Source organism: Nocardia sp. NPDC049707, from assembly GCF_040674855.1.
Lineage (GTDB): Bacteria > Actinomycetota > Actinomycetes > Mycobacteriales > Mycobacteriaceae > Nocardia.
Genome location: NZ_JBFANN010000060.1, coordinates 1 through 26,311, shown reverse-complemented (window position 1 = coordinate 26,311; position 26,311 = coordinate 1). Strand labels below are relative to the sequence as shown.

Below are 26,311 nucleotides of genomic sequence, written 5' to 3'. Positions count from 1 at the left end.
GGAGAACGAGCCCGAAGTCGAAGATCCCCACCCTCCATGATCGCTGGCCTCTCGATGGGCACGGGGAGCCACCTACTACTTCGGCGCGGGTGGCTTGCGGCGCTGCGTCGCCGATCCCGACGCGGCCCGTCCCGCGGATCAGGACTGGGACGCCGCAGTGAGCTTTGCGATGTCGGAGGTGTAGACGGTCATCCAGTGCGGATGCAGCCGGTAGTAGACCACGTCGTTGTCCCAGTCGAAGAAGTCGTCGCCGTAGAAGTCCTTGAAGTATGCGAGCAGGTCCGGCCAGTCCGCGGCTGGCTCGCCGTCCTTGGGGTTGAGGATCTCCACCGTGCCGTGCGTGAACACGCCCAGGTCCTCACCGCGCATGTGCGCGGCGCTGACGGCGGGCCGCGTCGCGAGGTGGCGCGCCTTGGCGGCGCCGCGCGCCGTGCCGAAGTGCCACTTTCCGTGCAGGAAGTGCCCGTCCACGCCGCTGATCCGCGGTTCGCCCTTCGCTGTCACGGTGGACAGGGCGAGGGTGCACATGCCGGTGAGGACCTGGCTGAGCTGCTCCGCGGTCAGTGTGCTCTCAGTGTTGATGATCGAGCGAAGATGCGAGGTGGAGCGGGAGAGGGAGGCGTCGAGGAGTGCCTGAAGCTCTTTGAGATCTTCTGGAGTTTCGCGCATTGAGGTGCCTTATCTATTCGTATCCAGCCGTGGTGGCCGGTCCATGCCCACGCATCGTTGACCGGCGAAACCATCCTCGGCCCAAAACCTGACATCTTGTGTCATGTTTCTTTATTTGTCTCGCGGGTGTCACCGGGCCGCATCGACGTAATCTTCGCGTGTGAAGGAGAAGGTGACGTATCTGGAAATGACAGCCCGTGGTCAGCGCGAGCCGCGAGGTGGCGGGGGCACAACCATCTGCCGGCCCACAACCCATCAGGCGGGCCGCTGGAGGTCAGGCCTCGGTGGCGAGGCGGACACCGAACCCGACGAGCACGACCCCGGCGACCGCGTCGAGGCGTCGGCGGACGCGCGGCGTTTGCATCCAAGTCGCGACCGTCCCCGACGCGACGACCAGACCAGCGCAGTACAGAGCAGTCAATGCGATATAGACGGCCCCGAACCCCAGCGTCGTCCATCCAACCGAGTAGCCGTCCGGCACGAACCCTGGCAGGAAGCTGACGAACAAGACGCCGATCTTCGGGTTGAGTATGTCGGTGAGGAAGCCGGCCATGAAGCCCCCCGAGCGGCCGAGCGTCGGTGCCGCTGACCCGTCGCCCTCGGCCGCGATGTCGGAGGCGGTACGCAGCAGCGAGCGCAGCGACTGCACGCCGATCCAGATGAGGTAGCAGCCGCCGGCGATCTTCAGTGCGTTGTACCCGATCTCGCTCGCCCGCAGCAGCGCGGACAGCCCGAGCGACGCCGCGGCGACCCAAACCATAAGTCCACACAGAACGCCGGCCGACGTCTGCACTCCGCCGTTACGCCCGCCGCGCACGAGACCGCGGACGACAACCAGCGTGTCCGGCCCCGGCAGCAAGATGAGCAGGACCGCGGCGAAGCCGAAGGACAGCAGCGAAACGAGCACGCGCCTATCCTACGAAGACCCCAGGTCCTACCCTCATATACAAGATCACAACCGCTGGATTCACGACCGGGTTCGTTTTGGTCGACGAACCATCTCCCGGAGACCTCGCCCATCTGCCAATGCAGGCAACAACTTTCATAAAACAAGTTGAGGGTGGCACCGCACAGCGGTGCCGCCCTCGACTCACTTCGACACAGACCCTGGTGGCGGCTCCTGCGGCGGGCATCGAACGGGAGTGCCAGGACCAGGATGAGCCGCCTATCAGTAGTAGCGCGGGTGCCTGTGTGGTTGTCGGGCTTGTCGCCGTGGTACCGGTCCACTTGGCGGCACGGGTTCAGCGAGATTCCGGCCAACCGGCCAGGGCCATATCCACCGCACAGGACAGCTCGGCAGCAGTGGCTCCGCTCGCCGCCTGCACGGCCAGCCCGTAGGTGGTCGCCCAGATCGATCGCGCCAGTGCGTCCACGTCCACATCCGAGGCGAGATCGCCCTCAGCGCAAGCCTTTTCGAAGCGTTCGCGCAACTGCACCTGTGCTGCTCGCCGCCGCGTCGCCAACTCTTCGCGTACCTGTGCGCTCTGTGCGCCGGTGGCCAGCGCACCCTGGACGAACAGGCAGCCGCCGGGACCTGAGGTGGTCAGCTCGATCGCCCCGCGCATGAGTGCCTCCGCCGCTGTGCGCGCCGTCGGCGCGGCGAGCGCGCGCTGAACATAGCCGGCCGGCCCGGCCTCGTAGCGGTCGACGACCTTGAGGAACAGTGACTCCTTGTTGCCGTATGCCGCGTACAGGCTCGGCTTGTTGATGCCCATCGCCTCGGTCAGATCGGCGAGCGCCGTGCCCTCGTAGCCCTGTCGCCAGAACACGTGCATGGCGCGATCCAGCCGTTCGTCCAGGTCGAATTCGCGAGGTCGTCCGGTCGCCATGGCCCTCCTTTGCCAGTTCTGTACCAATCGGTATAGAGTACCGCTACTCATCTATACCGATTGGTACAGAAGTATCAGGAGCATTTATGAACCTCTCGCTGGCGGGCAAGACCGCACTCGTTACCGGCGGATCGCGCGGACTGGGCGCCGCAATTGCCTGCGCGCTCGCGGACGCCGGTGCCGACGTAGCGGTCAGTTATGTGTCTGCCCCCGACAAGGCCGCCGGGGTGGTGCGGGAGATCCACGCCCGCGGCCGCCGCGCCGTCGCCTATCGGGCCGAGCAATCGGATGCCGTGCAGGTGGCGCAGCTGGTCGATTCAGTTGTCGCCGACCTCGGTGGACTCGACATCCTGGTGAACAACGCGGGCGTGGCCGCCTACGGTGCGCTCGGCGATGAAAGCGTCGATCAACCAACCCTGGACCGCGTCCGCGAGATCAACGTGGACGGGGTGATCGCGGCGATCAGGGCGGCCGCCGGGGTACTCGGCGACGGCGGCCGGATCATCACAGTCGGATCCACCCTCGCTGCCCGCGCCAGTACCGCAGGAGTCGCCGACTACGCCGCGAGCAAAGCCGCGGTCATCGGCTATACGAAGGGGGCGGCGCGCGATCTGGCACCGCGCGGCATCACCGCGAATGTCGTCCAGGCTGGAGCCTTCGCCACCGATATGAACCCGTCGGACGGCCCGACCGCCGACCAGCAGCGCTCCTGGAATCCCATGGGCCGCTTCGGCCGACCGGAGGAACTCGCCGCGGGCGTGGTCTTCCTGGCCGGCCCCGGCGCTTCGTACATCACCGGCACGGTGCTCACCATTGATGGCGGTGCACTCGCATAGTCGTGCTCATGGCGCGGCGGTCGAGGTGCAGCCGGGTCGAGTGGGTCATCGGCGATCAGTCGACGTGTGAAGCGCGCCCGCCCGACCGCGGCGTTCGCCGGAATTCCTGTGTGGCCCGATCCGGCTCCGGCGTGCGGCACTGCGCGGGCGCCACCGGGACGTCGGACTTACTCGCCTAGCGGCGGCTCATGCGGCGGGCTCCGAACAGGAGTGCCACGACCAGGATGAGGCCGCCTATCAGCAGTAGCAGGCGGGTGCCCGCGTGGTTGTCGGGCTCAGCGGCGGGCTGTGCGCCGTGGTCGGTGTCTTTCGGTGGTGGGGAGGCAAGTCCCGCAGTGGCTTTCGTGGATCCGGCCTTGATTTCGGGGAGCTTGCCGACGGTGGAGTCCGTCGGCAGCGCGAAACCGTAGTCGAGCAAACGCGCGGCCTGTTCCCACGGCCGCAGCGGCCGCACATCGGCTTTCAGCAACGTCACGACGAGTCGGCGGCCGTCGCGTTGGGCGGCGGCGACGAATGTCTGCCTTGCATCGTCGGTGAAGCCGGTCTTACCGCCGAGCGCGCCCTCGTAGTTGTAGAGCAGGTGGTTGTCGTTGGCGATGAGGAAGCCCGGATGGTCTTTGTCGTCAGGGTCTTTCGGATCCTTGGGGAAGCCGGGAAAGTCGACCTCTTCGGTCTGGATGAGTTCGGCGAACAAGGGTATGGTCATCGCCTCTCGGAACAATACGGTCAGGTCGTAGGCCGAGGTGCTCATGCCGGGGCCGTCCAGGCCGGACGGGCTGGCGGTGCGAGTATCCAAGGCGTACAACGACTTCGCCAGTTCGTTCATCTTCTGTACGGCACCGGCGTCCCCGCCGAGTTGGGCGGCGATGGCGTGCGCGGCATCGTTGCCCGATGCCATGATCAGCGCCTGCATGAGCTGTCGGTTGGTGTAAAGGCCGCCCGGACCGATGCCGACGCGGGTGCCGTCGGCATTCGCGTCCTCCTGTGTTCCGGTGACGGTCTTGTTCAGGTCGAGGTTGCGCAGCGCGACAGCCGCGAGCAGCACCTTGATGGTGCTGGCGGGCCGGTAGCGCCCGTGCGGGTCCTTGGCGGCGAGCACCTCGCCGGTATCGAGATCCGTTACCTGCCAGGCCGTCGCGGAAATGTCCTGCGGCACCGGCGGTGCGTCGCGCGGGATGACGACACCGCATTCACCCAGACGTGAGCCGCCGACCGGCGGAACCGGCACGGCCAGCGGGGTCGGCGTCGGTTGTCCGGGCTCGGGGACCTCGGATAGGTCGATCGGATTGGGCGGCTTCGTTTTCTGCGGGCAGCTGTCGGTATTCGGGGTGCTGAACGGCGTTGTCGTCGTGATCGACGGCGTCGCCTGCGAAATGGTCGCGGCAGGGCCCCAGGTCACAGCGGTAATGGCCAGTGCAGAACCGAGGCAGAGGGCGACAAGGAGGCGAAGGTCCCGGATGCTCATCGGCTGCGAGCCTACTGATCGGGCGCACAGGGGGCCGTCCAGAGACACGAGTGGAGCAAATATTGACAGAAGCTACTAAATGAGGGTTACTATCAAAAAGTTGTAGCTGTCATTTCTGGAGGGCTTATGAACACAGACTCGACTCGCCGCTGGTTGGCGTTGGGGGCGCTGGCCTTGGCAATGCTGACCGTCGGCCTGGATATGACCGTGTTGACCGTCGCGCTGCCCACCCTCGCCGTCGACCTGAACGCGAATACCGGCGCGCTGCAGTGGTTCAGCACCTCGTACACCCTGGCGCTCGCGGCCGTCATGCTGCCCGCGGGCGCGCTCGGCGACCGCTACGGTCGCAAAAAGCTGCTGCTCGGTGCGCTGGTGCTGTTCGGAGCGGCCTCACTGGCCTGCACCTTCGCCACTACCGCCGGTCAACTCATCGCCGCGCGCGTGGTCCTCGGCGTCGCGGCCGCGGTCATGATGCCGCTGTCGATGGCGGTGCTGCCGGTGCTGTTCCCGGATTCGACAGAGCGGGCCAGGGCCATGAACATCTGGATCACCTCGACCGCACTCGGCCTGCCGCTCGGTCCGATCCTCGGCGGTTGGCTGATCGATAACTTCTGGTGGGGTTCGGTATTCCTGATCAATGTTCCGATGGTGGTGCTCGGTTCGGCGGCCGTCGCCGCGCTGGTACCGGAATCGCGGAACCCGGACCAGCGGCCGATGGATCTGCCGGGCATCGCGCTATCGATCCTCGGCATGCTCGGCGTCACCTACGGATTCATCCGGCTCGGCGATAAGGGCTGGGGCGACGGACTCGGCTGGGGTGCGCTGCTCGGCGGCCTCGCGATCGCCGCGGTGTTCATCGTGTGGCAGCGGCGTGCGAGCTTCCCGCTGATCGATCTCGGCCTGTTCCGCAGCCCCGGCTTCCGCTGGGGCGCGGCATTCACCGTGATCATCACCTTCGGCTTGTTCGGTCTGTTCTTCACCGTGCCGCAGTACTACCAGGCGGTGCTCGGCGTCGACGCGCTCGGCAGCGGGGTGCGGCTGCTGCCGATGATCGCCGGACTGCTGATCGGATCGCGGCTGGGCGATCGGTTGCAGCCGAAACTGGGACCGGCCCTGATGGTGGCGCTCGCGCTGACCGTGCTGGCGGTCGGCATGGGCTTGGGTGGGCTGACCGAACTGGGGACCTCGTACTGGTTCGTGGCCGTGTGGGTCGGGTTGACCGGCGCGGGCATGGGCCTCGGGCTGCCGGTCGCCATGGCGGTCGCGCTGGATGATCTCGATGTGGCCCGCGCGGGCGTCGGCTCGGCATTGGTGCAGGCGATGCGTCAGGCGGCGGGCACCATCGCGGTGGCACTGCTCGGCACCGTCCTGGCTACCGTGTACCGCGACGAACTCGGAGCGCTGAATGTCGATCCGATTCGCGACAGCGTGAATGCCGGTGTGGCAGTGGCGAAGTCGACCGGCAATGCGAGCGTGCTGGAACAGGTACAGTCGGCGTTCATCGGCGGGATGAGCGCGATGCTGTGGGTGTGCGCGGCCATCTGCGCGGTGGCGGTGCCGCTCGCGATGCGGGTGCTGCCGCGGCGCTCCACGGCCGCACCGCAACGCCAGGAGACGATGCCGAATGCACTGGCGGCGGTCGATGGGCCAGAATCGACACATGTCGGTTGAACTGCCCGCGGACGGGCCGGCCGTGCAGAGCCTGCGCGAGCGGAAGAAGGAACGGACCCGCCGGACGATTCGTGAGGAAGCGTTCCGGCTGTTCCGTGAGCAGGGCTACGTCGAGACCACCATCGAGCAGATCGCCGCGGCGGCCGAGGTATCACCCAGCACCTTCTTCCGCTACTTTCCGACCAAGGAACAGCTGGTGCTCGCCGACGATCTCGATCCACTGATGATCGATGCGATACGGGCCCAGTCACACGACATCCCGCCGTTGACCGCATTCCGCAACGCGATAGCGGCGGTGTTCGCCAATCTGCCCGCCGCCGAGCTGGCATTCGAGCAGGAGCGCCAGGCGCTGGTGTATCACGTGCCCGAGCTGCGCGCGGCCATCGGATTGGAAATGCAACGTGGCATCGATCTGATGGCGGGTCTGCTCGCCGAGCATATGGGTCGGGATGCGGACGACTTCGAGATACGCGTAACCGCCGGTGCCATCGCGGGAATCGCACTGGGTATTGCGCCGCTCACGCCGATGAATGCCGAGAACCTCAATCGCGCAATGGATTTCCTGGAGGCAGGGTTACCGCTCGGCAAGCAGTAGCGTCGCCGAGCGGCCGAAAACCTAGGCGGACTTCGAGTTCAACGCTGTGTCACATTGCTCTTGTCGCGCAGTGCGCGCTGCGGCGAATCGTCGTCCATGCTGGCGAAGAAGCCGCCGATCACATCCTCGATCTCCGAAATCGACTGTGCGCAATAGAGAATCGGTTGATAGTGCGTGATGTCGTAGCTGGCGGTACCCATCGCCGCCACGTCCAGCGGTCGCAGCTCGGCCTGCTGGAACTCCTCGATCTCGCCGTACGAGGACAGTAATCCGGCTCCGTAGCAACGGATTTCGTCCTTCTCGCGAACCACGCCGAACTCCATGGAGAACCAGAAGACATCGGCGAGGAACTTCAGCGCGGTCTCGGTGGTCAGCCGGACGACGGCAGCGCCGACCGCCTCGTAGATGGCGGCGAAGCGCGGGCTGGCGATCTGATTGGCATGCCCGATGATCTCGTGGATGGCATCGGGTTCCGGGGTATACAGCGGGGCCGAGTGATGCCGGATGTACTGAGTGGAGTGGAAGGTCCGGTCGGCGAAGGAGCCGAAGAACTTGCGCAGCGGCACCAGGCCCGCGGCGGGCACGTAGCGGAATCCGGTCAGCGGGGTCAATGCCGCGGAGACCTCGTCGAGCTGTGGAATGTGATCGGTCGGCAGATCGAGCCGGGCCGCGGCTGCGAGCACCTCGGTGGCGGCATACTTCCGGTGTTTGCGGGCGAGTTCCGCCGACACGATGCACCACACCTGTTGTTCGGCATCGGTGTAGTCGATGTGCGGCAGTGGTTTACCCGGTGCGTAATCCAGTGCCATCGCGGCGATCGCATTGCGGCGGGCCCGGTAATCCGGATCGTGCACGCCGGGGTGCTCGTCGCTCAGGTGCACCATGACATCGCCATCGCCGGATCGGGTTACCGGCGAGTACAGCCGAGCTTCGGTGAACATACCTCGATGCAAGCACCGCCGGGACGTTGCGACAACAAAAGCCTGCCCAGATGGTCAAACTGCCTAGCTGAGCGGGCTTTTTCGGGTTATTACCGGCACTAGACCGATTCCGGCGGCGGCGAGCTGATCAGTGGTGGCCGTGCGACCCGTGCACCACTGCGTGGCCCATGCCGCGGCCGAGTCCCCAACGTCGAACGTCGTATAACACCGCAGGAGTGCTCGTCCGGTATCCGGTGCCGGTGATCGGAGCCGTCAGTGGCGGTTCCGAACACCGGGCGCAGGTGCAGGGGGTTCGTTCAGCAATGTTCTCGCGGTGGAAGATCCTGCGCCTCACACGGACGGTTACGGTAGGTGGTGTCGACGAATTCGACGAATCGCTGGGCATCCTGGAAATTGGAGGCGATTCCGAAAGAGACACGGAGAGCACCGCCGGTGGGCAAGCCGAGTTCGGTGATATACGAATCGAGCGTGAGAGCAGGCTTTCGAAGCAACGGCGAGCGGCCGATGTCGAAGGCGGCCTCGCCAGCGCCAGGATTGCAGAAGCAGCCGGTGCGTAAAGATAGTCCTGCTGCCGAGGATTCGCGTGCTACCAGACGCTCGTCGACGATGGCCCCGGAGGGGTCGAGGATGTTCAACGCGACCGTCGCACCGCGGTTGACAATATTGCGCGGACCGTAGATGCGGACCACTGGGGCGCCGTTGTCGTGCATGAGCGACAGCAGCCGATCCAGAAGCCACCCGGTCAGGCAGCGGGTACGCCGATTGATCACATCGATGCCGACCCCGTGCAGCCAGTTGAGACCATGCTCGATATCCGGTATGGCGAGGAAATTCACGGTGCCGTCCTCGAATTCAGCATATCCTGCGGCCGGTGTGTGCCACTCTCCCTGCGCGCTGGCGACCTGGATGGTGCCGCCGGAAAACCACGGCCGCCGCAGTCTGGCCAACGCGTCGCGGCGGGCAACCAGACAGCCGACTCCGGTCGGATAACCGAAGACCTTGTACCAGCTCACGGGTACGAAATCGGCTCGAACGGTGGCTAGATCGAGCTCGTGTGTCGGCAGGTAGGCGGCGGCATCCAGTAAGACATCGAAGCCGTGCTCATGTGCGATATCGACCCATTCGAGTGGATGCTGAACACCGGTGAAATTGCTCTGCGCCGGATAGGCGAACAACCCACGGCGACTGTCGCGTCCGTTCGCCGCGGCCGGCGAGCGTGATTCCCGCTCCGTGCGGTCGCTCAGTGCGGCGCGGACGGCAGCCTCGGTCACTCGAAGTTCGGTACCGGCGATCGGGATGTACTCGGTTCGAGCCCGCCTGGAGCGGGCGAATTCTCGAATGCCGTTGACCGAATTATGGTTGTCGGCCGTCAGGACGAAACGTGTCGACCGGCCGAAGGGGTAGGCCTCGCCGACCAATCGACATGCCGTCGTGGCGTTCGCCGTGAAGATCACGGTGTAGTCCTGCGGTGGCGCATTGAAATGGGCGAGCACAGCAGCCCTGGCAGTCTCGACCCCGGCCGTCGCCGCACGTGAGGTCGGATTGTCCGAATGCGGATTGCCGTAGCAGCCCGCAGAGATCCACTCGTTGTGTGCCTGGTGTTGAGCGGTCGCGGCCAGCCCTGCGCCGGTGTAGTCGAGATAGACGTCCTGGTTGCGGTCGAGATAGGCGTACTCGGTGGCGCGAAGGTCATCCAGCACTGTCGTTGTGGTGTACTCCGGATAATCGGCCAGAAATTCCGCTGCGCTGATCGTTCGCGCGCCGTCACCGCTCATGGTCGGTCCTCATCTCGTCCTGCGGGGTCTGCCGCGGCCCGGTCGGAGCGACGCCACGTCATCAGATCTCCCTAGCGTTGTACGCCGAGTACGAGTGTCGCTGAAGTAGCTCGGGACGTGAAGCCTGCATTGATCCCCGCCGTGGTAAGGCCGCTTCCCTCGATGGCTGCCCACAATCTGGGCGACACGCCGACACACGGTGCCGCGCAACCTGTCTCACATTGAAAACCATCTGCGATGCTCGGTGTTTGCGTGCTGAGTGTGCTCGACGGCCGCCGTGTCCGCGGAATGTGCTGCGTGCTAGGCATGTTCGTGGTGATCGACAGGCGTTCTGTGCTCGTGCGCTATGCCGGGGAACTATACCCACGTAGGTAATTGGGCAACTGCGGATTCCGACGTTGTGCCCCATTTGCCAGACATCAGCGGGCCGGATAAAGCAATATGGCGAATGTACGAAGGAGGGCGCATGAAATCCGTGCGGATCGATCTCGACCAGAAACTGCTCCTTGCCGCGGCCGCCATCATGGGGACGTCGACGAGCAGCGCCACTATCAACGAGGCGCTGCGCCGAATCGTTGTGCACGAGAGGCAACTTCATCATCTGGAACGGTTGGCCGCCGGTGTACTGTGTACCCTGCCCGGACCCGAGATCGCGGTTGCCGACCGCTGATCGGACCGCCGCTCACCGAGTCGGACAGCGCAGACCTTCCTGCGGCGGGGGCAGCTCGATCAGGTAGTCAGGACCAGTTCGTCGACATTTGCGACGCGGTCCAGGAACGAACCATGTTGGATGCCTTCATAAGTGACCAACGTGGCGTCCGGCGCACGGGCGAGATTCGTCGCGCCCTGGTACGGCGCGACCGGATCGCCGGTGGCGGAGACGACCACGAACTTCGGTAGGCCGGTCACCGTCGGCTGGTCGGTGGGACCGGCCACAAGGCGCAGGCGTCGAATGGAACCCACATGGCCGCACGGCCGCTGTCGAAGGCCGCGGCGGCGGCGCGGACCCGCCGATCCAGCTCGAGCGCTCTCACCGAGTTGGGGTCAACCCAGTAGAGCGACAGTCGGTGGGACAGACACGACGATCGGGAACCTTCTCCATCATCAATGTCGGTGGGGGCTGGCATGATGCGGAGATCGCACCGCATTCGAGGGGGATTGATGTCGGTACCCATCGCCAAACTGCCGTCCGGACAACGACCACGGGAACGGCTGCTCACGCTCGGCCCGCACGCGCTCAGCGACAGCGAATTGCTCGCTCTTCTACTGCGCCAGGGGCGTCGGGGTGAAAGCGCGCTGGAAATGGCCGTCGAACTGATCGCCGAGCACGGCGGCATCGCCGGTTTGGCGGCCGCGCGGCCGGAGGAGCTATCGCGGCGCGCGGGCGTCGGGGCGGCCAAGGCGGCGGCCATCATCGCCGCCTTCCACCTCGGCACCAGGGCCCGCAACAGTCCGGAAACCGCCCCGCGTCTGGACGGCGCCGCCGATGTCGTCCGGGTGGCGCTGCCGCCGTTCGCCGGTGCCCGCGTCGAACGGTTGCTGGTGCTGGTGTGCGATGCGCAGAATCGCTTGCGGCACAAGGTATTCGTCGCCGAGGGGGCCATCGATCAGGTCGCCGTCCCGGTCCGCGAAATCCTGAATACCGTGCTGCGCCACGACGGTCGAGCCTTCGCGGTCGTGCACAATCACCCTTCCGGCGATCCGGTTCCCAGCGTCGACGACCGGCGCGCGACCACCCTGCTCCTCGAATCCGCCCGCACCGTCGGCCTGCGCTTTCTGGACCACGTGGTAATCGGGGGCGACAGATGGGCTAGCGCTGCACCGCTGCACCCGTCCAGCACCTGATGCGATCCGCGGGATAGTACCGGAATGAGTTGCAGCAGTGTGGATGTCGGCTCATCGATGCTCGCTGCGTAGTCGTCGTGCCGGTTGACCTGCCGCACTACGAACGGGCACACCGGCACGATCCGGCTGCCAGCCGCCAGCGGGTCGTGGATCAGCATGCTGCCCCAATTGCCCTAGTCGGTGCCGTCAGATATCGGTGCGTCCCGAGTGGGCACCTCAAAGAATACCTGTGCTGATCCGGATCGGATTTCAGAGCGCCTCGCGGTCGAGGTGAGCCCGAACGTGTCGCGCTTACCGAAGACGAGGGTTATTCGTTGGGAGTCCGGCTCCTCGAAGACGCGTATCGGGCAGGGTTCGTTTGCGCATGCTCAGGCGCCGATCCAACTTATCGAACATGTTTCGCAATCCTGATCGATCTGAAGTATCTCGCGATACGGATTGATCATTCCCTCCACTGGAAGAGGGTGAAACTCCCTGTGTTGGATCGTGTTTGGTTCGCTCGGGAGCGATCTTTCGATATCGGAGCGTTCAAATGCCACTGAAATGTCCCCGTAAATGGTACTGAAATGGAGGCAATTCGGTGGTATTTCTTCGGTGCCCGAGCGACTGTGCTCGAGCGGAAAAAACGAAGGCCGCCCGCGTCTTTCGATGCGGGCGGCCTTCGAGTGCCTCGGGTCAGCGGGCGAAGAGCAGTGCGCGCTTGACTTCCTGGATGGCCTTGGTGACCTCGATGCCGCGGGGGCAGGCTTCGGTGCAGTTGAAGGTGGTACGGCAGCGCCACACACCTTCGACGTCGTTGAGGATGTCGAGGCGTTCGCGGGCGCCTTCGTCCCGGCTGTCGAAGATGAAGCGGTGCGCGTTCACGATCGCGGCCGGGCCGAAGTAGCTGCCGTCGCTCCAGTACACGGGGCAGGAGGTGGTGCAGCAGGCGCACAGGATGCACTTGGTGGTGTCATCGAACCGGGCGCGGTCGGCCTGGCTCTGGATCCGCTCACGGGTGGGCTCGTTACCCGAGGTGATCAGGTAGGGCTTCACGGCACGGAACGCGTCGAAGAACGGCTCCATGTTGACCACGAGATCCTTCTCCACGGGCAGGCCGCGGATGGGCTCGACGGTGATGGTGAGGGTCTTGCCGCCCTTGTGCAGCATGTCCTTCATCAGCACCTTGCAGGCCAGCCGGTTCACGCCGTTGATCCGCATGGCATCCGAACCGCAGACACCGTGCGCGCAGGAGCGCCGGAAGGTGAGCGTGCCGTCCAGGTAGGACTTGATGTAGATGAGCACGTTCAGGAAGCGGTCGGTCGGCAGCACCGGCACCTGGAAGGTCTCCCAGTGCGCGCCCTTGTCGTCCTCCGGATTGAACCGGGCGATCTTGACGTCGACCATGACCGAGCCCTCGGGGACCGGAGCAGACTTCTGCGGGGGTGTTTCGAGTACGGCAGTCATCAGTACTTACGCTCCATCGGTTCGTAGCGGGTCTGCACCACCGGCTTGAAGTCGAGGCGGATATCGGAGATGAGCTCCGCACCCTCCTTGTAGGCCATCGTGTGCCGCATGAAGTTCACGTCGTCGCGGTCCGGGTAGTCCTCGCGGGCGTGGCCGCCGCGCGATTCCTTGCGGTTGAGCGCGCCCACCACGGTGACCTCGGCCAGCTCCAGCAGGAAGCCGAGCTCGACGGCCTCGAGCAGATCGCTGTTGTAGCGCTTGCCCTTGTCCTGCACCGTGATTCGGGTGTAGCGGTCCTTGAGCGCGTGGATATCGGTGAGCGCCTGCTTGAGCGTGTCCTCGGTGCGGAACACCGCGGCGTTCATATCCATCGTGTACTGCAGTTCGGTGCGGATATCCGCGACCCGCTCGTTGCCGTGATCCGACAGCAGCATGGCCAGCCAGTCCTGCACCATCTGCGCCGGGTTCTCGGGCATGTCCACGAACTCGGTGCGCTGGGCGTACTCCGCGGCGGCGATGCCGGAGCGGCGGCCGAAGACATTGATGTCGAGCAGTGAGTTGGTGCCAAGGCGGTTGGAGCCGTGCACCGAGACGCAGGCGCATTCGCCCGCGGCGTACAGGCCGGGCACCACATCGCTGTTGTTGCGCAGCACCTCGCCGCGAATCCGGGTCGGGATGCCACCCATCACGTAGTGACAGGTCGGCATGACCGGCACCAGTTCCTTCACTGGGTCCACACCCAGGTAGGTGCGCGCGAATTCGGTGATGTCGGGCAGCTTCTCCTCGAGCACGTCCTCGCCGAGGTGGGTCACGTCGATGTAGACGTAGTCCTTGTTCGGTCCGGCGCCGCGGCCCTCGAGCACCTCGAGCACCATCGAGCGGGCGACGATGTCACGCGGTGCGAGGTCCTTGATGGTGGGGGCGTAGCGCTCCATGAAGCGCTCACCGCTGGCGTTGCGCAGGATTCCGCCCTCACCGCGCACGGCCTCCGAGATCAGAATGCCCAGACCGGCGAGACCTGTCGGGTGGAACTGGTGGAACTCCATATCCTCCAGCGGCAGACCCTTGCGGAACACGATCGCCATACCGTCACCGGTCAGCGTGTGCGCGTTCGAGGTGGTCTTGTACATCCGGCCGGAACCACCGGTGGCGAAGACGATCGACTTCGCGTGGAAGACGTGCAGTTCGCCGGTGGCAAGCTCATAGGCGACCACACCGGTCGCCACCGGACCGCGATCGCTCTCGGTGAGCACCAGGTCGAGCACGTAGAACTCGTTGAAGAACTCGACGTCGTGCTTGACGCAGTTCTGGTACAGCGTCTGCAGGATCATGTGGCCGGTGCGGTCGGCGGCGTAGCACGCGCGGCGGACCGGGGCCTTACCGTGATCGCGGGTGTGACCACCGAAACGGCGCTGGTCGATCTTGCCCTCTGGCGTGCGGTTGAACGGCAGACCCATCTTCTCCAGGTCCATCACCGCATCGATGGCCTCCTTGGCCATGATCTCCGCGGCGTCCTGGTCGACCAGGTAGTCACCACCCTTGACGGTGTCGAAGGTGTGCCATTCCCAGTTGTCCTCTTCGACATTGGCCAGTGCGGCGCACATGCCGCCCTGCGCCGCACCGGTGTGGCTGCGCGTCGGGTAGAGCTTGGTCAGGACGGCGGTGCGGGCTCGGGGACCGGCCTCGATCGCCGCGCGCATGCCGGCGCCACCGGCACCGACGATGACGACGTCGTAGCGGTGCTCCTGAATCCGGGATTCACTCATGCCGCCACCTCGCTGCGCTCGGCTCCGGCATGTGTGAAACACGCTGTGTCGATGATTCGTTCGCTGCGCTCACTCATCGGAGTTCGCCTGTTCCTAACTGCTGATGTTGGGGTCGAAGGTGAAGATGACGTAGGTGCCGACGCCCACGATCAGGATCATCGAGATGGCCAGCAGGGTGTTCAGCCAGAACCGGGTCGAGTCCTTGCGCGAGTAGTCCGCGATCACGGTGCGCAGGCCGTTGCCGCCGTGCAGCTGGGCCAGCCAGAGCATGGTCAGATCCCAGAACTGCCAGAACGGGCTGGACCAGCGGCCCGCGACGAAGGCGAAGTTCAGGCGCTTCACGCCGCCGTCGAGCAGCAGCATGATCGTCATGTGGCCGAGGACCAGCACGATCAGCAGCAGGCCGGAGAAGCGCATGAACAGCCACGCGTACTTCTCGAAGTTGTTGCTGGAGCGGGCACGTGGCGAGCGGGGCAGATCCAGGCTCGCAGGCCGGTCGTAAGACTTACCGAGAACGGGTGCGCTCATATCAGTGCTCCGTGAACAGGTAGAAGAACTGGCGACCGACGGCCGGAACCACCAGCAGGAACCAGATGGCGAGAACCACCCAGAGCATCGTCTTCTGGTACTTCGGGCCCTTACCCCAGAAGTCGACCAGGATCACGCGGACGCCGTTGAGTGCGTGGAACAGCACGCAGACCACAAGACCCATCTCCATCAGCGCGACGATGGGGTTCTTGTAGGTCTCGATGGCGTGGTTGTAGGTATCCGGGCTGACCCGAACCAGCGCGGTGTCCAAGACGTGCACGAAGAGGAAGAAGAAGATGGTGACACCGGTGATCCGGTGCAGCGCCCAGGACCACATTCCGGGGTCGCCTCGGTACAGCGTCTTCCGCTTCGGCTGTGCCGGAGCTTCTATCGTGGTCATAGAGTGCGGTGCCTCCAACGTCGTCGATGGACCCGGTTGCAAGTCCGACGCAGGCGACGTGGAGATAAATGCCCAGGTGGCTGCGCTTTGCTGCTCCATCTAGCTCGCGCGGGGCCCGCCGCCGGGAACCTGAACCGATCTGATCTGGACTCTAATCCCCTCGCAATCGCGGAACTAATTCGGTGTGCCGTGCGTTACGCTACAGTCGAGCGAGTTAGGTTTACCTTTCTTGATGTGTAAAGGGTTCCGCTGTGGCTCTCGCGCGGGCGCCTGCGGCTTGGCTCGAAAGGGGGTTCCGGTGCCGAATATCGACTGGAAATCCTTGCGCGACAAAGCAATTCAAGTTATGCGTAACGCCTATGCGCCGTACTCGCGGTTTCCGGTCGGCGCCGCGGCTCTCAGTTCCGACGGTCGAATTGTGAGCGGCTGCAATGTGGAAAATGTCTCATATGGATTAGGCCTCTGCGCCGAATGTGTACTCATCGGTAACTTATTTGCGGGCGGTGGCGGGCGTTTGCTGGCTATCTCCGTTACCGATTCCCGAGGCGAAATCCTGATGCCGTGCGGCCGTTGCCGACAGCTGCTCTACGAACACGGCGGGGCCGATCTACTGGTCGACCACAAGGCCGGACCCGTGCCGCTACGCACCCTGCTCCCCGACGCCTTCGGACCCGACGATCTCGATGCCGGGCAGACCTAGAGCGAGCGCAGTCCTCGGCAAACGTCGTCGAACGACGCGTCGATTTCAGCTTCCGTCGCCAGCTCGACGTCGATGAGCTGAATCGCAGAGGCTATCGGAGGCCATCGACAAGTTCCAGGGGCCGAGCGTGTCCCGTGCCAGACTTGCCGGTGTGACGGCAGTGGACGCGGTTTCGATCATTACGGCCAAGCGGGACGGCGGGGAGCTGTCGGATGCGCAGATCGATTGGGTGGTGGATGGATTCACCAAGGGGGCGGTGGCCGACGAGCAGATGGCGGCGTTGGCGATGGCCATTGTCTGGCGGGGGATGACGCGGCGGGAGACCGCGCGGTGGACGAATGCCATGATCGCGTCGGGGCGGCGGATGGACTTCACCGATCTGCCGCGGCCGACCGTGGACAAGCATTCGACCGGCGGGGTGGGGGACAAGATCACGTTGCCGCTGGCGCCGTTGGTCGCCGCGTGCGGTGCGGCGGTGCCGCAGCTGTCGGGGCGTGGGCTGGGGCATACCGGTGGGACGCTGGACAAGCTCGAAGCGATCCCGGGGTGGCGGGCCGATCTGCCGTTGGCGCGGATGCGGGAGATCCTGTCCGATCCCGGCACCGGCGCGGTGGTGTGTGCGGCGGGTGCCGATCTGGCGCCTGCCGATAAGCGGCTGTACGCGCTGCGCGATGTCACCGGGACTGTCGAATCCATACCGCTGATCGCCAGCTCGATCATGAGCAAGAAAATTGCCGAAGGGACCGCCGCCCTCGTACTCGATGTGAAGGTCGGCTCCGGAGCCTTCCTGAAAACCCTGGACGGCGCACGCGAATTGGCGACGGCCATGGTCGAACTCGGTACCGACGCCGGGGTGCGCACGGTGGCCCTGCTGACCGCGATGGACACTCCACTCGGACGGACCGCGGGCAATGCACTCGAGGTCGCCGAATCGGTGGAGGTACTCGCGGGCGGCGGCCCCGCCGACGTTGTCGAGCTGACGCTCACCCTCGCCCGCGAAATGGTCGCTCAGGCCGGACTCGATATCGACCCCGCCGATGTCCTCGCCGATGGTCGTGCGATGGACCATTGGCGCGCCATGGTCCGTGCCCAAGGCGGCGATCCGGACGCGCCCCTGCCACGCGCGAAGCACACCGAGACCGTGCGGGCCGAACGAGACGGTGTGCTCACCCGCCTCGATGCGCTGGCCGTCGGCATAGCGGCTTGGCGACTCGGCGCGGGCCGAGCACGCCAGGGCGACCCCGTCCAATTCGGCGCAGGCATCGAAATGCACACCAAGCCAGGCGATTCCGTATCCACCGGCCAACCCCTGCTCACCCTGCACACCGACACCCCGGAAGCTCTCCCCGGCGCCCTCGCCGCCCTCGAAACCTCCTGCACCATCGCAACCTCGCCCCCGCCACAACCCCCTTTGCTCCTGGACCGCATCGCCGTCTGACACCGTGGAAAACCGACCGCTACGTTGATTCTTGGCTGGTTGAAGGGGTTTCCGATGGTTCGTGGGGTGGGAATTGACTGCTCGATTAGGGGAGGTTGCGGGTTATGTGTCGGATCGGGGTGGCGGAGAGCCCAATCACAGCCGGATGAAGGTTCGTGCGGCTAACGTGTGGTCATGACAGGACCGATGCCTTTGACCCTTGCCTCGATCCGCCAAGCTCCCAAGGCGCTGCTGCACGACCATCTCGACGGTGGTCTGCGGCCCGCGACGGTTTTGGAGCTCGCCGTCGATTGCGGTTACGACGACCTACCCGCCGACAATGAGAGCGAACTGGCGGCCTGGTTCCGCGATGCGGCCGACAGCGGCTCGCTCGAGCTCTATCTGGAAACCTTCGCGCATACCGTCGCGGTCATGCAGACCCCCGAGGGCCTGCGCCGGGTAGCTCGGGAATGTGCGGAAGACCTCGCCGCGGACGGTGTCGTCTATGCCGAGGTTCGCTTCGCTCCCGAACAGCATCTGGAGCGCGGCCTGACCCTGGACGAGGTGGTCGAGCACACCCTCGCCGGATTCCGCGAGGGCGCGGCGGCCGCGGCCGCGGCCGGTCGCCCGATCGTGGTGATCTGCCTGCTCACCGCCATGCGCCACGCCGCGCGCTCGCGCGAGATCGCCGAACTCGCGGTGCGGTGGCGCGACCGCGGCGTCGGCGGATTCGATATCGCGGGCGCGGAGGCGGGCTTCCCGCCCAGCCGCCACCTGGACGCCTTCGAATACATGCGCGCCAATAGCGCGCACTTCACCATTCACGCGGGTGAGGCGTTCGGTCTGCCGTCCATCCACGAGGCGCTGGCGTTCTGTGGCTGCGATCGGCTCGGCCACGGTGTGCGGATCACCGACGACATCACCGTTTCCGGTGCGACCGAGGATGCGCAACTCGGACTGGTCGCGAACTACGTGCGGGATATGCGGATTCCGCTCGAGCTCTGTCCTTCGTCGAATGTGCAGACCGGCGCGGTCCCCTCGCTCGACAAACATCCGTTCGACCTGCTCGCGCGGTTGCGTTTCCGCGTCACGGTCAATACCGACAATCGGCTGATGAGCGATACCAGCATGAGCCAGGAGATGCTCAAGCTGGTCGACACCTTCGGTTACGGCTGGAGCGACCTCGAACGCTTCACCATCAATGCGATGAAGTCCGCGTTCATCCCGTTCCCGGAACGCCTGCGCATCATCGACGACATCATCAAGCCGGGTTACGCCGTCCTGCTCGGGTAGCTCCTACTTCTCCTGGGTGAGCCGGGACTCGAAATTGCGCTCCAGATCCCGCCAGCTCTGAGCCTCCGCGGTGAACGGCGGGTTCGGAGCCATGCGGGTCGGGTCCGGGTTCAGCAGGTAGGAGACGTACCAGCCGAGCGGGGCGGACTGCGCCAGCGCCTGCTCCACGGTGTCATCGTCGGCGTAATCGGCTGCGTCGGTGAACAATTCGACCGCCAGATCGAGCTGTTCGATATCGACCGCCTCGGGGCCTTCCCCCAGATCGTCGGCGAGACCGGGCAGCACATAGACGTTCTCGTCGGTCACCTCGACCTCGAGCGAACCGTCGACCGCGGCGGTCTGCACATCGGTGTAGGTGCTCACCCGCGCCAGATCGTGCTCATGAGAATCGGCCAGGTAACGGGCCAGTGCACGCTCGGAGCCGAAGACCGTGATCGATCCGTCCTTGCCGAGGAAGATCGGCTCGTCGTCGAGGTAGCAGCGCAGCGTGAAGTACGTGCCGTCGGAGGTGACGATCTTGACCGGGTCGATGCCGACCTCGTGCCAGAACGAGTCGTCGTCCTCCTCCTCTTCGTCTTCTTCCTCGTCGTCCGCATCGAGGTCGACGGATTCGAACTCCTCGTCCTCCTCGCTGTCGGCGGCGTCATCGGCGTCGACGACGTTCTCCTCCGCGGCCAGCAGTTCGGCCTCCGCGACCGCGACCGCCTCCGCATCGACGTCGGGGGTCTGCACGACCGAGTCGATGGCGTCGAGCACATCGTCCCAGCCCTTGGCGATGGCCGCGCCGATCTGATCCCACAGCTCCTCGCCATCGCGCCCGACGAAGGCGCTCACGCCGCTGGACAGCGCGCCGACCACCGGATGGGAGCCGAAGAACTTGGTCACCGTCTCCAGCTCGCACACCTCACCGATGTTGCGCACCATGCTGAGCGTGTCGTCGAGTTCGGCGATGGTGTCCACATCGGGATCGCTCGCGACCAGCTCCGGCACACCGACCAGATCGAAGGTGAAATTCTCCTCCGGCTCCAGTTCCACCGCCGACAGCCCGGCAACGACCTTCCACGCCGGATGGTCCACGAGATCGTTATCGGAGTTGGTCCGGATGAATGCGGCCAGCTCCGCGACGGTCTCGAAACCGTAGAGGGAGTCCTCGTGTCCGAGGAACGCCTCCCACTCGTCATCACCGTCGCGCCAGCGCGGTGCCCACAGGGTGACGAGATCGCCGTCGGTCAGGCCGAGCTCGATCGGGACGATGTCTCCAGAAGCCATGTGCGGAAGCCTATCGACCTTCCGAGTCAGTGACTATCCGGCCCGCCCCCAACGCTTCCGGGGCCACCATTCGGCGCCCCGGTGAATGACTCGTTCAGTGTTGCAACGACCTTCGATCGCTGTGCGCCGGCGTCCTCGGCGGCCTGCCGACAAGCCCATACGATCAGCTGACCGACCTCGGCGGGCGGCAGCGAGGTGACCGACTCCGACAGGCTCAGCGCGACCAGCGCGCCGTCGCTGTTCACCTCGACGCTGACCGTGCCGTCCTCGGTCCGGAACCGGCCGTGCACCTGCTCGAGGCCGTACAGCGCGGCCTCGAGCGCTTCCAGTTTCGCCGTCGCGTTGGCGACCAACGCGTCCATTTCCGCGCTCATGCCTTCGCCTCGCTGGCGCTCGGCTCCGGCATGAGCGCGGGCGCGCCTGTGTTCATGATTCGTTCGCTCCGCTCACTCATGTGCCTTCACCTCACTGGCGCTCGGCTCCGGCATGAGCGCGGGCGCGCCTGTGTTCATGATTCGTTCGCTCCGCTCACTCATGTGCCTTCACCTCGCTGGCGCTCGGCTCCGGCATGAGCGCGGGCGCGCCTGTGTTCATGATTCGTTCGCTCCGCTCACTCATGTGCCCGCGCCTCACTGGCGCTCGGCTCCGGCTCGACTGCGGTCGCAGCTGTGTCCATTGCTCGCTCGCTCACACCGGCCTCATCCAGCTCGTCGGTCCGGTGTCCGCGTCATCGATCCGGTCCAGCTCGTCCACCGCGGCCTGCCGCGTCGGCAGGCCGAGCTTGTCCAGGATGTCGGCGGGCATACCCGCCTCGGCGAGCAGTTCGCGGCGGCGGGCTCGGGCGGCGACGGTGGAGCGCTTGGTCAGCCGCAGGATCTCGTTGGCCAGAGTCTGTGCGCCGTAACGGTATTCGCTGCGTTCGAACTTGATCTCGATCGGCATGCCCTGGTCGGTGGCCCGGACCGAGATGGTGCCCGATCGGTTGGTGCTCGACGCCACCGTGACATTGGGTATCGGTGGGGTCTGGGGCTGGGACATTATTCGCTCGCTCCGCTCAGTTATGAGGTCGGCCGGTAGAAGCCATAGAAGTTCATACCGATGTTGTCGGTTCGAATAGAGCTGATCTGGACCGGATTACCGGCCTCGACGAACTGTCCGTTGCCGATCACCATCGCGACGTGGCCATCCCACACTGCCAGATCGCCCGGCATCAGATCACCCGGCGAAACCTGCATATGGCCGTTGCCCTGTTCCTGCGCCAGCCGGGGCAGCTCGACACCGGCCTCGCCGTAGGCGTACTTGGTGAGACCGCTGCAGTCCAGGCCGGAGCCGGGCGTATTGCCACCCCACACATAGGGCGTGCCGACCGCGCCGACAGCCGACTTGACTGCGGTCGCCGCCTTTTCGTTCGGGGCCTCGACGACACTGCCGTCGGGCAGGGTGATCTTCACGCCCGTGCCGGAGGTCGACGACTGCCCGGCCGTGGTGCTCGTACTCGGTGTGCTGGTCGACGCCGTGCTCGCGGTCGTCGTGCCGGCCTTGCTCGCGGTGCTCATCAGGCTGCTCAGCACGCCGCCCGCACCGCTCATGACAGTGCCCACCGTCGACGACAACTGGGACGCGCCCTGTGTCGCGGTGCTGACCGTGCTGGCGACACTGGACAGCGACGGCGTCGACGGCGCTGGAGTCAGCTCGTTCATCGAGGCGGTCTGGGTATCCAGTTCGTTGCGCACGCGGCCGACGACATTGAGCCCCTGACCGATGTGGTCGATCGCGGAGCCGACGAGCACGGCCAGCCCCTCCGGCGTCACCAGCGCCGGGCCGAGACTAGTGGCCTGGTTCACGAACGACTGGACGATCCCGTTCAGTTCCTTCTGACCCGATTCGACCTGGGCGGCAGCCTGATTCACGACGGTAGCCATGTCGTTGCCGCGGTCGGAAATGGTGGCGGCGGAAGTCTGCACCCGCAGCGCCTTCGCGGTGACGGAATCGGCGGCAGCGCCGTCCCATGCGTTGTTCACCTGGTTGATGCTGTTGCGACCGAGTGCGTGCACCTGTTCGATGGCGGTCGAGGTGGAGGTCAGTGCGTCGGCGGGTCCACCGGTGGGCAGGACACCGGTGCCGAAGCTGGAGAGCAGGTCGAGCAGTGGCTGGACCAGAACGCTGACATCGATCACCACGTCATCCGTCCAGTCCGGTGGCGTTCAGCCCGGCGGCATTGTTCAGGTCGGTTTCCTCGAGCACGACGGCGGAACCGACGGCCGCACCGCTCATGGTCGCGAGCACCGCCGACAGCTGACCGATCGAGGCGACGTGCCCGGCATGTGCCGCGGCGTAGGCGGCCATGAAATCGCCGCCGATCAAGCCCATGATGGGGCCGAGCAGAGTGGGATCGGCGGCCGCGGCGTTCACTCCGGCGGCTGCGAGATCACCGGACATGGTGGCGGCGGACGCACCATAGGCGGTGATGCCCTCGGTGTCGGCCGACATCTTTCGCATAGCTTCCCCCATCTATTCGTTCCCAGGCAGAGTACGTCATCCACCTAGTTCGACGCGCTGCCTTACCGATCGGTTCCAGCCGTTCGAAAAAAAATTCGGGTGGAGGTTCGCCGCCGAACTCGCCTTCGACCTTATCGTTCCCTCATGCGCACGCACACCGTGAACCATCCACTCGCCGCCGCCCTGCTGACCACGATGCGCGATGCGGGCACGGCCAATCCTGCCTTCCGCGCGGCACTGCGCGATCTCACCGGAATTCTGATCTACGAGGCGCTGCGTGACGCGCCGGTGATCCAATTCCCCATCACCACACCGGTGGCCGACACCGAGGGCACGCGATTGGCGCAGCCGCCACTGCTGGTTCCGGTGCTGCGCGCCGGACTCGGCATGGTCGATGCGGCCGCCGAACTCATTCCGGACGCCCGGGTCGGTTTCGTCGGGGTCGCCCGCGACGAAACCACCCATCAGCCGGTGCCGTACATGGAATCGCTGCCAGCCGACCTGTCCGAGATGCCGGTCTTCGTCCTCGACCCGATGCTGGCCACCGGCGGTTCGATGCGCCACACTCTGCAACTGCTCGTTGCACGCGGAGCCACCGACATCACCGCGGTCTGTGTCGTCGCTGCTCCCGAAGGCATTGCCGCCCTTACTGATTCGGGTATGCCGGTGCGTTTGGTCACTGCCGCCGTCGACGCCGGCCTCAACTCCGATGCCTTCATCGTCCCCGGTCTCGGCGACGCGGGCGACCGCCAATTCGGTCCTCGCTGACCGATCAGCCCAGACGGGCGAACATTGCGAGGTGCGAGCAGCGGTCGGTGTCGTTCGACCATCGAGTGCGGCGCATGCGCTGAGCCGAATGCGCTCAGTTCAGCGGGCCCTCGATCCGGCGGGCGTGACCGCGGGAGCCTGCACCGGTGTCCGTGATGAATCGGGAGTCCAGATCCGTTGCGCCGCAATGGGTGCAGTTCACGACAGCGCCGCGCAGAACGTGCGGAGGTCGGTAAGGCGTTGCTGGGCGGCCGATCGTGCAGCGGCGAGTGCGTCCCGGGCGGCGACCGGCTCGACGACCTCCAGATAACACTTGAGTTTCGGCTCCGTGCCCGACGGGCGCACCACGATCCGGGCCCTGGTGCCCTCGAAAATCAGTGCGTCGGTGCGCATTCGGCCGCGCACCTGGAGCAGATCGGTGTACGTGACCGGCTCGCCGGCGATTTCATCGGGCGGGGTGGCACGCAGCCGGTTCACCACGTCCGCGGCGGCCGCCGGGTCGGGTAGGCGCAGTGCGACCTGGTCGGTGGCATGCAGCCCGAATTCGATCGCGTAGTCGTCGAGTTCGTCGGCGAGGGTGCGACCCACGGCCTTCAGACGGGCGACGAGATCGGCGGCGAGCACCGCCGCGGAAATGCCATCCTTGTCGCGGACCGCGGCCGGATCCACGCAGTGACCGATGGCCTCCTCATAGGCGTAGACCAGACCGTCGCCCGCGCGGGCCAGCCATTTGAAACCGGTCAGCGTTTCCGCGTACCGCGCGCCGCGGGCGGCGGCGAGTTTCGAGAGCAGTCGCGACGACACGATAGTGGTCGCCACCAGTGCATCCGGTGGCGCGGTTCGCAGCACGTAAGCGCCGAGCAGCACACCGGTTTCGTCGCCGCGCAGCATGCGCCAGGCGCCGTCGCCGTCGCGAATTCCGATGGCACAGCGATCGGCATCCGGGTCGAGCGCGATGGCGAGGTCGGCGCCGATCCGAGTGGCGGTGGTGAGCAAAAGGTCGGTGGCGCCGGGCTCTTCGGGATTCGGGAACGCGACGGTCGGGAAGTCGGGATCGGGCGCGAATTGCGCACCGACGACATGCACATGCTGAAATCCCGCAGCGGTAAGGGCCGCCACCGCCGTATCGCCGCCGACACCGTGCAGCGGTGTCAATGCGATCCGGATATCGGAGCGCGCACCGGGACCACCGATCAACTCGGGCAGCCGGGCCACCCGATCGATATAGCTTCGCACCAGGTCATCGGCGGCCGGTGTCACGGGTGTACGGGCGATCGGCTCGGTGACGGCCTCGATGCAGCGCTCGATCTCGGTGTCGGCCGGTGCGATCAGCTGCGAACCGCCGTCCAGATACACCTTGTAGCCGTTGTCGGTCGCGGGATTGTGCGATGCGGTGATCTGTACTCCGGCAACGGCTCCCAGCTCACGCACCGCGAACGCGACGACCGGAGTGGGCAGCGGTCCCGGCAGCAGCGTCACCGGAAAGCCCGCGGCGGCAAAGATTTCCGCGGTCGTGATGGCGAATTCGGCGGAGCCGTGTCTGGCGTCGCGTCCGACGACTATCGCGCCGCCGCCGAGACAGCGACTGCGCAACCAGTCCACGAGTCCGGCGGTCGCCCGGCTCACCGTGTCCGGATTCATGCCGTCGGGCCCGTCCCGCAGCGGCCCGCGGAGTCCGGCGGTGCCGAAGTGCAGCATCTACAGCCGTTCCAGTACGCCGCGCAGCAGTTTGCCGAGACGCGGTGCGGCCGCTTGCCCTTCGGCGAGCACCTCGGCATGCGAGAGGTGCGCACCGGTGACGCCGGCGCCGAGGTTGGTGACCAGCGAGATACCGAGCACTCGGGCCCCGAGCGCACGGGCCGCGATCACCTCGAGCACCGTCGACATGCCGACCAGATCCGCACCGATGGTGCGCAGCATCCGGATCTCGGCCGGGGTCTCGTACTGCGGTCCGGTCAGCCCCGCGTACACGCCCTCGGTCAGGCTCGGGTCGATTTCCCTTGCCAGCGAACGCAATTCGGGATCCCAGGCGTCCACGAGATCGACGAAGGTCGCGCCCGTCAACGGCGTGCGGTCGGTGAGATTGAGATGGTCGCTGATCAGCACCGGCTCGCCGACGCGCAGTCCGTCCCGGATCCCGCCCGCCGCATTGGTGAGCACCACGGTTTCCGCGCCCGCCGCGATCGCCGCGCGCACCGGATGGACGACATCGCTCGGCTGATAGCCCTCATACAGATGCTGACGCCCCATCAGTAGCAGCACGGGCGTGTTGTCGACGGCGACCGAATGCACCATCCCGACATGCCCTTGCGCACTCGGCGTCCCGAATCCGGGCAGCTCCGGCATCGGCACCGACGCCGTCGGCGCCCCGATCTCCGCGGCCGCCTTCTGCCAGCCCGATCCGAGCACCACCGCAACCCGGTGCCGCTCCACTCCCGTACGTTCGGCAATCGCCCTCGCGGCCTCTTCGGCAACCATGCCGTCACGATAGCTGTGTTTTTGGCCGCGCGGGCGCGGCGGGTTCGCGGCCCCCTTCAGTCTCGCGTCCGAGCCGTCGAGACTCGCGACTTCGTCGCATGCGCTTCGACGGCTCGGCGAC

Annotated in this window: 27 protein-coding genes; 9 read left to right on the top strand and 18 right to left on the bottom strand. The window is 65.8% G+C overall.

The genetic code is table 11. From position 1 onward, the window contains the following. Positions 1-138: 138 nt before the first annotated feature. The 3 genes from AB0J29_RS33530 to AB0J29_RS33520 form a co-directional block, all read right to left on the bottom strand. The gene (locus AB0J29_RS33530) at positions 139-669 is read right to left on the bottom strand and encodes a pyridoxamine 5'-phosphate oxidase family protein (protein WP_364794675.1); all 531 of its coding nucleotides are present in this window, start codon (positions 667-669) and stop codon (positions 139-141) included. A 274-nt stretch (positions 670-943) separates the two neighbouring features. After that, on the bottom strand, positions 944-1,576 hold the full coding sequence (locus AB0J29_RS33525) for a LysE family translocator (RefSeq protein ID WP_364794673.1): 633 nt from the start codon (positions 1,574-1,576) through the stop codon (positions 944-946). 334 nt (positions 1,577-1,910) lie between these two features. After that, positions 1,911-2,498, bottom strand: coding sequence for a TetR/AcrR family transcriptional regulator (locus tag AB0J29_RS33520; RefSeq protein WP_364794672.1), 588 nt, complete (start codon positions 2,496-2,498; stop codon positions 1,911-1,913). 86 nt (positions 2,499-2,584) lie between these two features. On the opposite strand from AB0J29_RS33520, the gene AB0J29_RS33515 reads away from it, so the two are divergent. Next, the gene (locus AB0J29_RS33515) at positions 2,585-3,334 is read left to right on the top strand and encodes an SDR family oxidoreductase (protein ID WP_364794671.1); all 750 of its coding nucleotides are present in this window, start codon (positions 2,585-2,587) and stop codon (positions 3,332-3,334) included. A gap of 175 nt (positions 3,335-3,509) precedes the next feature. On the opposite strand, the gene AB0J29_RS33510 is transcribed toward AB0J29_RS33515, so the two are convergent. Continuing rightward, positions 3,510-4,799, bottom strand: a complete 1,290-nt coding sequence (locus AB0J29_RS33510; RefSeq protein ID WP_364794670.1) for a serine hydrolase — start codon at positions 4,797-4,799, stop codon at positions 3,510-3,512. A gap of 126 nt (positions 4,800-4,925) precedes the next feature. On the opposite strand from AB0J29_RS33510, the gene AB0J29_RS33505 reads away from it, so the two are divergent. After that, entirely contained in the window at positions 4,926-6,470 is a 1,545-nt protein-coding gene (locus tag AB0J29_RS33505) for an MFS transporter (protein WP_364794668.1), read from the top strand. Continuing rightward, positions 6,460-7,065, top strand: coding sequence for a TetR family transcriptional regulator (locus AB0J29_RS33500; RefSeq protein WP_364794667.1), 606 nt, complete (start codon positions 6,460-6,462; stop codon positions 7,063-7,065). The genes AB0J29_RS33505 and AB0J29_RS33500 overlap by 11 nt, the downstream gene beginning before the upstream one ends. Positions 7,066-7,103: 38 nt before the next feature. Here AB0J29_RS33500 and AB0J29_RS33495 read toward each other — a convergent pair whose 3' ends face one another. Beyond that, positions 7,104-8,006, bottom strand: a complete 903-nt coding sequence (locus AB0J29_RS33495; protein WP_364794665.1) for a phenylalanine 4-monooxygenase — start codon at positions 8,004-8,006, stop codon at positions 7,104-7,106. A 296-nt stretch (positions 8,007-8,302) separates the two neighbouring features. Then, positions 8,303-9,781, bottom strand: coding sequence for an aminotransferase class V-fold PLP-dependent enzyme (locus AB0J29_RS33490; RefSeq protein ID WP_364794663.1), 1,479 nt, complete (start codon positions 9,779-9,781; stop codon positions 8,303-8,305). A gap of 466 nt (positions 9,782-10,247) precedes the next feature. On the opposite strand from AB0J29_RS33490, the gene AB0J29_RS33485 reads away from it, so the two are divergent. Next, positions 10,248-10,451 (top strand): type II toxin-antitoxin system VapB family antitoxin, encoded by a 204-nt coding sequence (locus AB0J29_RS33485; protein WP_364794662.1) that lies wholly within the window; start codon positions 10,248-10,250, stop codon positions 10,449-10,451. Positions 10,452-10,510: 59 nt separating this feature from the next. Here the strand turns inward: AB0J29_RS33485 and AB0J29_RS33480 are convergent, their stop codons facing one another. Beyond that, positions 10,511-10,717 carry an alpha/beta hydrolase gene (locus AB0J29_RS33480; RefSeq protein ID WP_364794661.1) on the bottom strand — a complete coding sequence of 69 codons (207 nt, stop codon included), beginning with the start codon at positions 10,715-10,717 and terminating at the stop codon, positions 10,511-10,513. A 225-nt stretch (positions 10,718-10,942) separates the two neighbouring features. Here AB0J29_RS33480 and radC point away from each other — a divergent pair, with 225 nt between their 5' ends. After that, complete coding sequence (gene radC, locus AB0J29_RS33475; protein ID WP_364794659.1) at positions 10,943-11,626, top strand: DNA repair protein RadC; 684 nt, start codon at positions 10,943-10,945, stop codon at positions 11,624-11,626. Between the two features lie 675 nt (positions 11,627-12,301). Here the strand turns inward: radC and AB0J29_RS33470 are convergent. From AB0J29_RS33470 to sdhC, 4 genes are all read right to left on the bottom strand, one after another. Next, on the bottom strand, positions 12,302-13,072 hold the full coding sequence (locus AB0J29_RS33470) for a succinate dehydrogenase iron-sulfur subunit (protein WP_364794658.1): 771 nt from the start codon (positions 13,070-13,072) through the stop codon (positions 12,302-12,304). Then, positions 13,072-14,838, bottom strand: coding sequence for a succinate dehydrogenase flavoprotein subunit (gene sdhA, locus AB0J29_RS33465; RefSeq protein WP_364794656.1), 1,767 nt, complete (start codon positions 14,836-14,838; stop codon positions 13,072-13,074). The genes AB0J29_RS33470 and sdhA overlap by 1 nt, the downstream gene beginning before the upstream one ends. Before the next feature lie 93 nt (positions 14,839-14,931). Continuing rightward, positions 14,932-15,366 (bottom strand): succinate dehydrogenase hydrophobic membrane anchor subunit, encoded by a 435-nt coding sequence (locus tag AB0J29_RS33460; RefSeq protein WP_364508028.1) that lies wholly within the window; start codon positions 15,364-15,366, stop codon positions 14,932-14,934. A 1-nt stretch (position 15,367) separates the two neighbouring features. Beyond that, positions 15,368-15,766: a succinate dehydrogenase, cytochrome b556 subunit gene (sdhC, locus tag AB0J29_RS33455; RefSeq protein WP_355187027.1), complete on the bottom strand. Its 399-nt coding sequence runs from the start codon at positions 15,764-15,766 to the stop codon at positions 15,368-15,370. A gap of 298 nt (positions 15,767-16,064) precedes the next feature. On the opposite strand from sdhC, the gene AB0J29_RS33450 reads away from it, so the two are divergent. The 3 genes from AB0J29_RS33450 to AB0J29_RS33440 all read left to right on the top strand — a co-directional run bounded on the left by AB0J29_RS33450 (position 16,065) and on the right by AB0J29_RS33440 (position 19,176). Further along, the gene (locus AB0J29_RS33450) at positions 16,065-16,466 is read left to right on the top strand and encodes a cytidine deaminase (RefSeq protein ID WP_364794654.1); all 402 of its coding nucleotides are present in this window, start codon (positions 16,065-16,067) and stop codon (positions 16,464-16,466) included. A gap of 151 nt (positions 16,467-16,617) precedes the next feature. After that, positions 16,618-17,904: a thymidine phosphorylase gene (locus tag AB0J29_RS33445; protein ID WP_364794652.1), complete on the top strand. Its 1,287-nt coding sequence runs from the start codon at positions 16,618-16,620 to the stop codon at positions 17,902-17,904. Between the two features lie 174 nt (positions 17,905-18,078). Then, on the top strand, positions 18,079-19,176 hold the full coding sequence (locus AB0J29_RS33440; RefSeq protein ID WP_364794650.1) for an adenosine deaminase: 1,098 nt from the start codon (positions 18,079-18,081) through the stop codon (positions 19,174-19,176). Positions 19,177-19,179: 3 nt separating this feature from the next. Here AB0J29_RS33440 and AB0J29_RS33435 read toward each other — a convergent pair whose 3' ends face one another. The 5 genes from AB0J29_RS33435 to AB0J29_RS33415 all read right to left on the bottom strand — a co-directional run bounded on the left by AB0J29_RS33435 (position 19,180) and on the right by AB0J29_RS33415 (position 22,944). Beyond that, on the bottom strand, positions 19,180-20,445 hold the full coding sequence (locus AB0J29_RS33435; protein ID WP_364794648.1) for a primosomal protein: 1,266 nt from the start codon (positions 20,443-20,445) through the stop codon (positions 19,180-19,182). Between the two features lie 26 nt (positions 20,446-20,471). Further along, positions 20,472-20,819 (bottom strand): YbaB/EbfC family nucleoid-associated protein, encoded by a 348-nt coding sequence (locus AB0J29_RS33430; RefSeq protein WP_364794646.1) that lies wholly within the window; start codon positions 20,817-20,819, stop codon positions 20,472-20,474. 313 nt (positions 20,820-21,132) lie between these two features. Continuing rightward, a complete protein-coding gene (locus AB0J29_RS33425) occupies positions 21,133-21,483 on the bottom strand; it encodes a hypothetical protein (protein ID WP_364508004.1) in 351 nt (116 codons plus the stop codon). Between the two features lie 20 nt (positions 21,484-21,503). Continuing rightward, positions 21,504-22,622 (bottom strand): NlpC/P60 family protein, encoded by a 1,119-nt coding sequence (locus tag AB0J29_RS33420; protein WP_364794645.1) that lies wholly within the window; start codon positions 22,620-22,622, stop codon positions 21,504-21,506. A gap of 4 nt (positions 22,623-22,626) precedes the next feature. Further along, entirely contained in the window at positions 22,627-22,944 is a 318-nt protein-coding gene (locus tag AB0J29_RS33415; protein ID WP_364794644.1) for a hypothetical protein, read from the bottom strand. A gap of 144 nt (positions 22,945-23,088) precedes the next feature. On the opposite strand from AB0J29_RS33415, the gene upp reads away from it, so the two are divergent. After that, the gene (gene upp / locus AB0J29_RS33410) at positions 23,089-23,712 is read left to right on the top strand and encodes a uracil phosphoribosyltransferase (RefSeq protein WP_364794643.1); all 624 of its coding nucleotides are present in this window, start codon (positions 23,089-23,091) and stop codon (positions 23,710-23,712) included. Positions 23,713-23,910: 198 nt separating this feature from the next. Here the strand turns inward: upp and AB0J29_RS33405 are convergent, their stop codons facing one another. Together AB0J29_RS33405 and AB0J29_RS33400 are read right to left on the bottom strand one after the other, a co-directional pair. Beyond that, entirely contained in the window at positions 23,911-25,410 is a 1,500-nt protein-coding gene (locus AB0J29_RS33405) for a phospho-sugar mutase (protein WP_364794642.1), read from the bottom strand. Further along, a complete protein-coding gene (locus AB0J29_RS33400; protein ID WP_364794640.1) occupies positions 25,411-26,190 on the bottom strand; it encodes a purine-nucleoside phosphorylase in 780 nt (259 codons plus the stop codon). Positions 26,191-26,311: the final 121 nt, after the last annotated feature.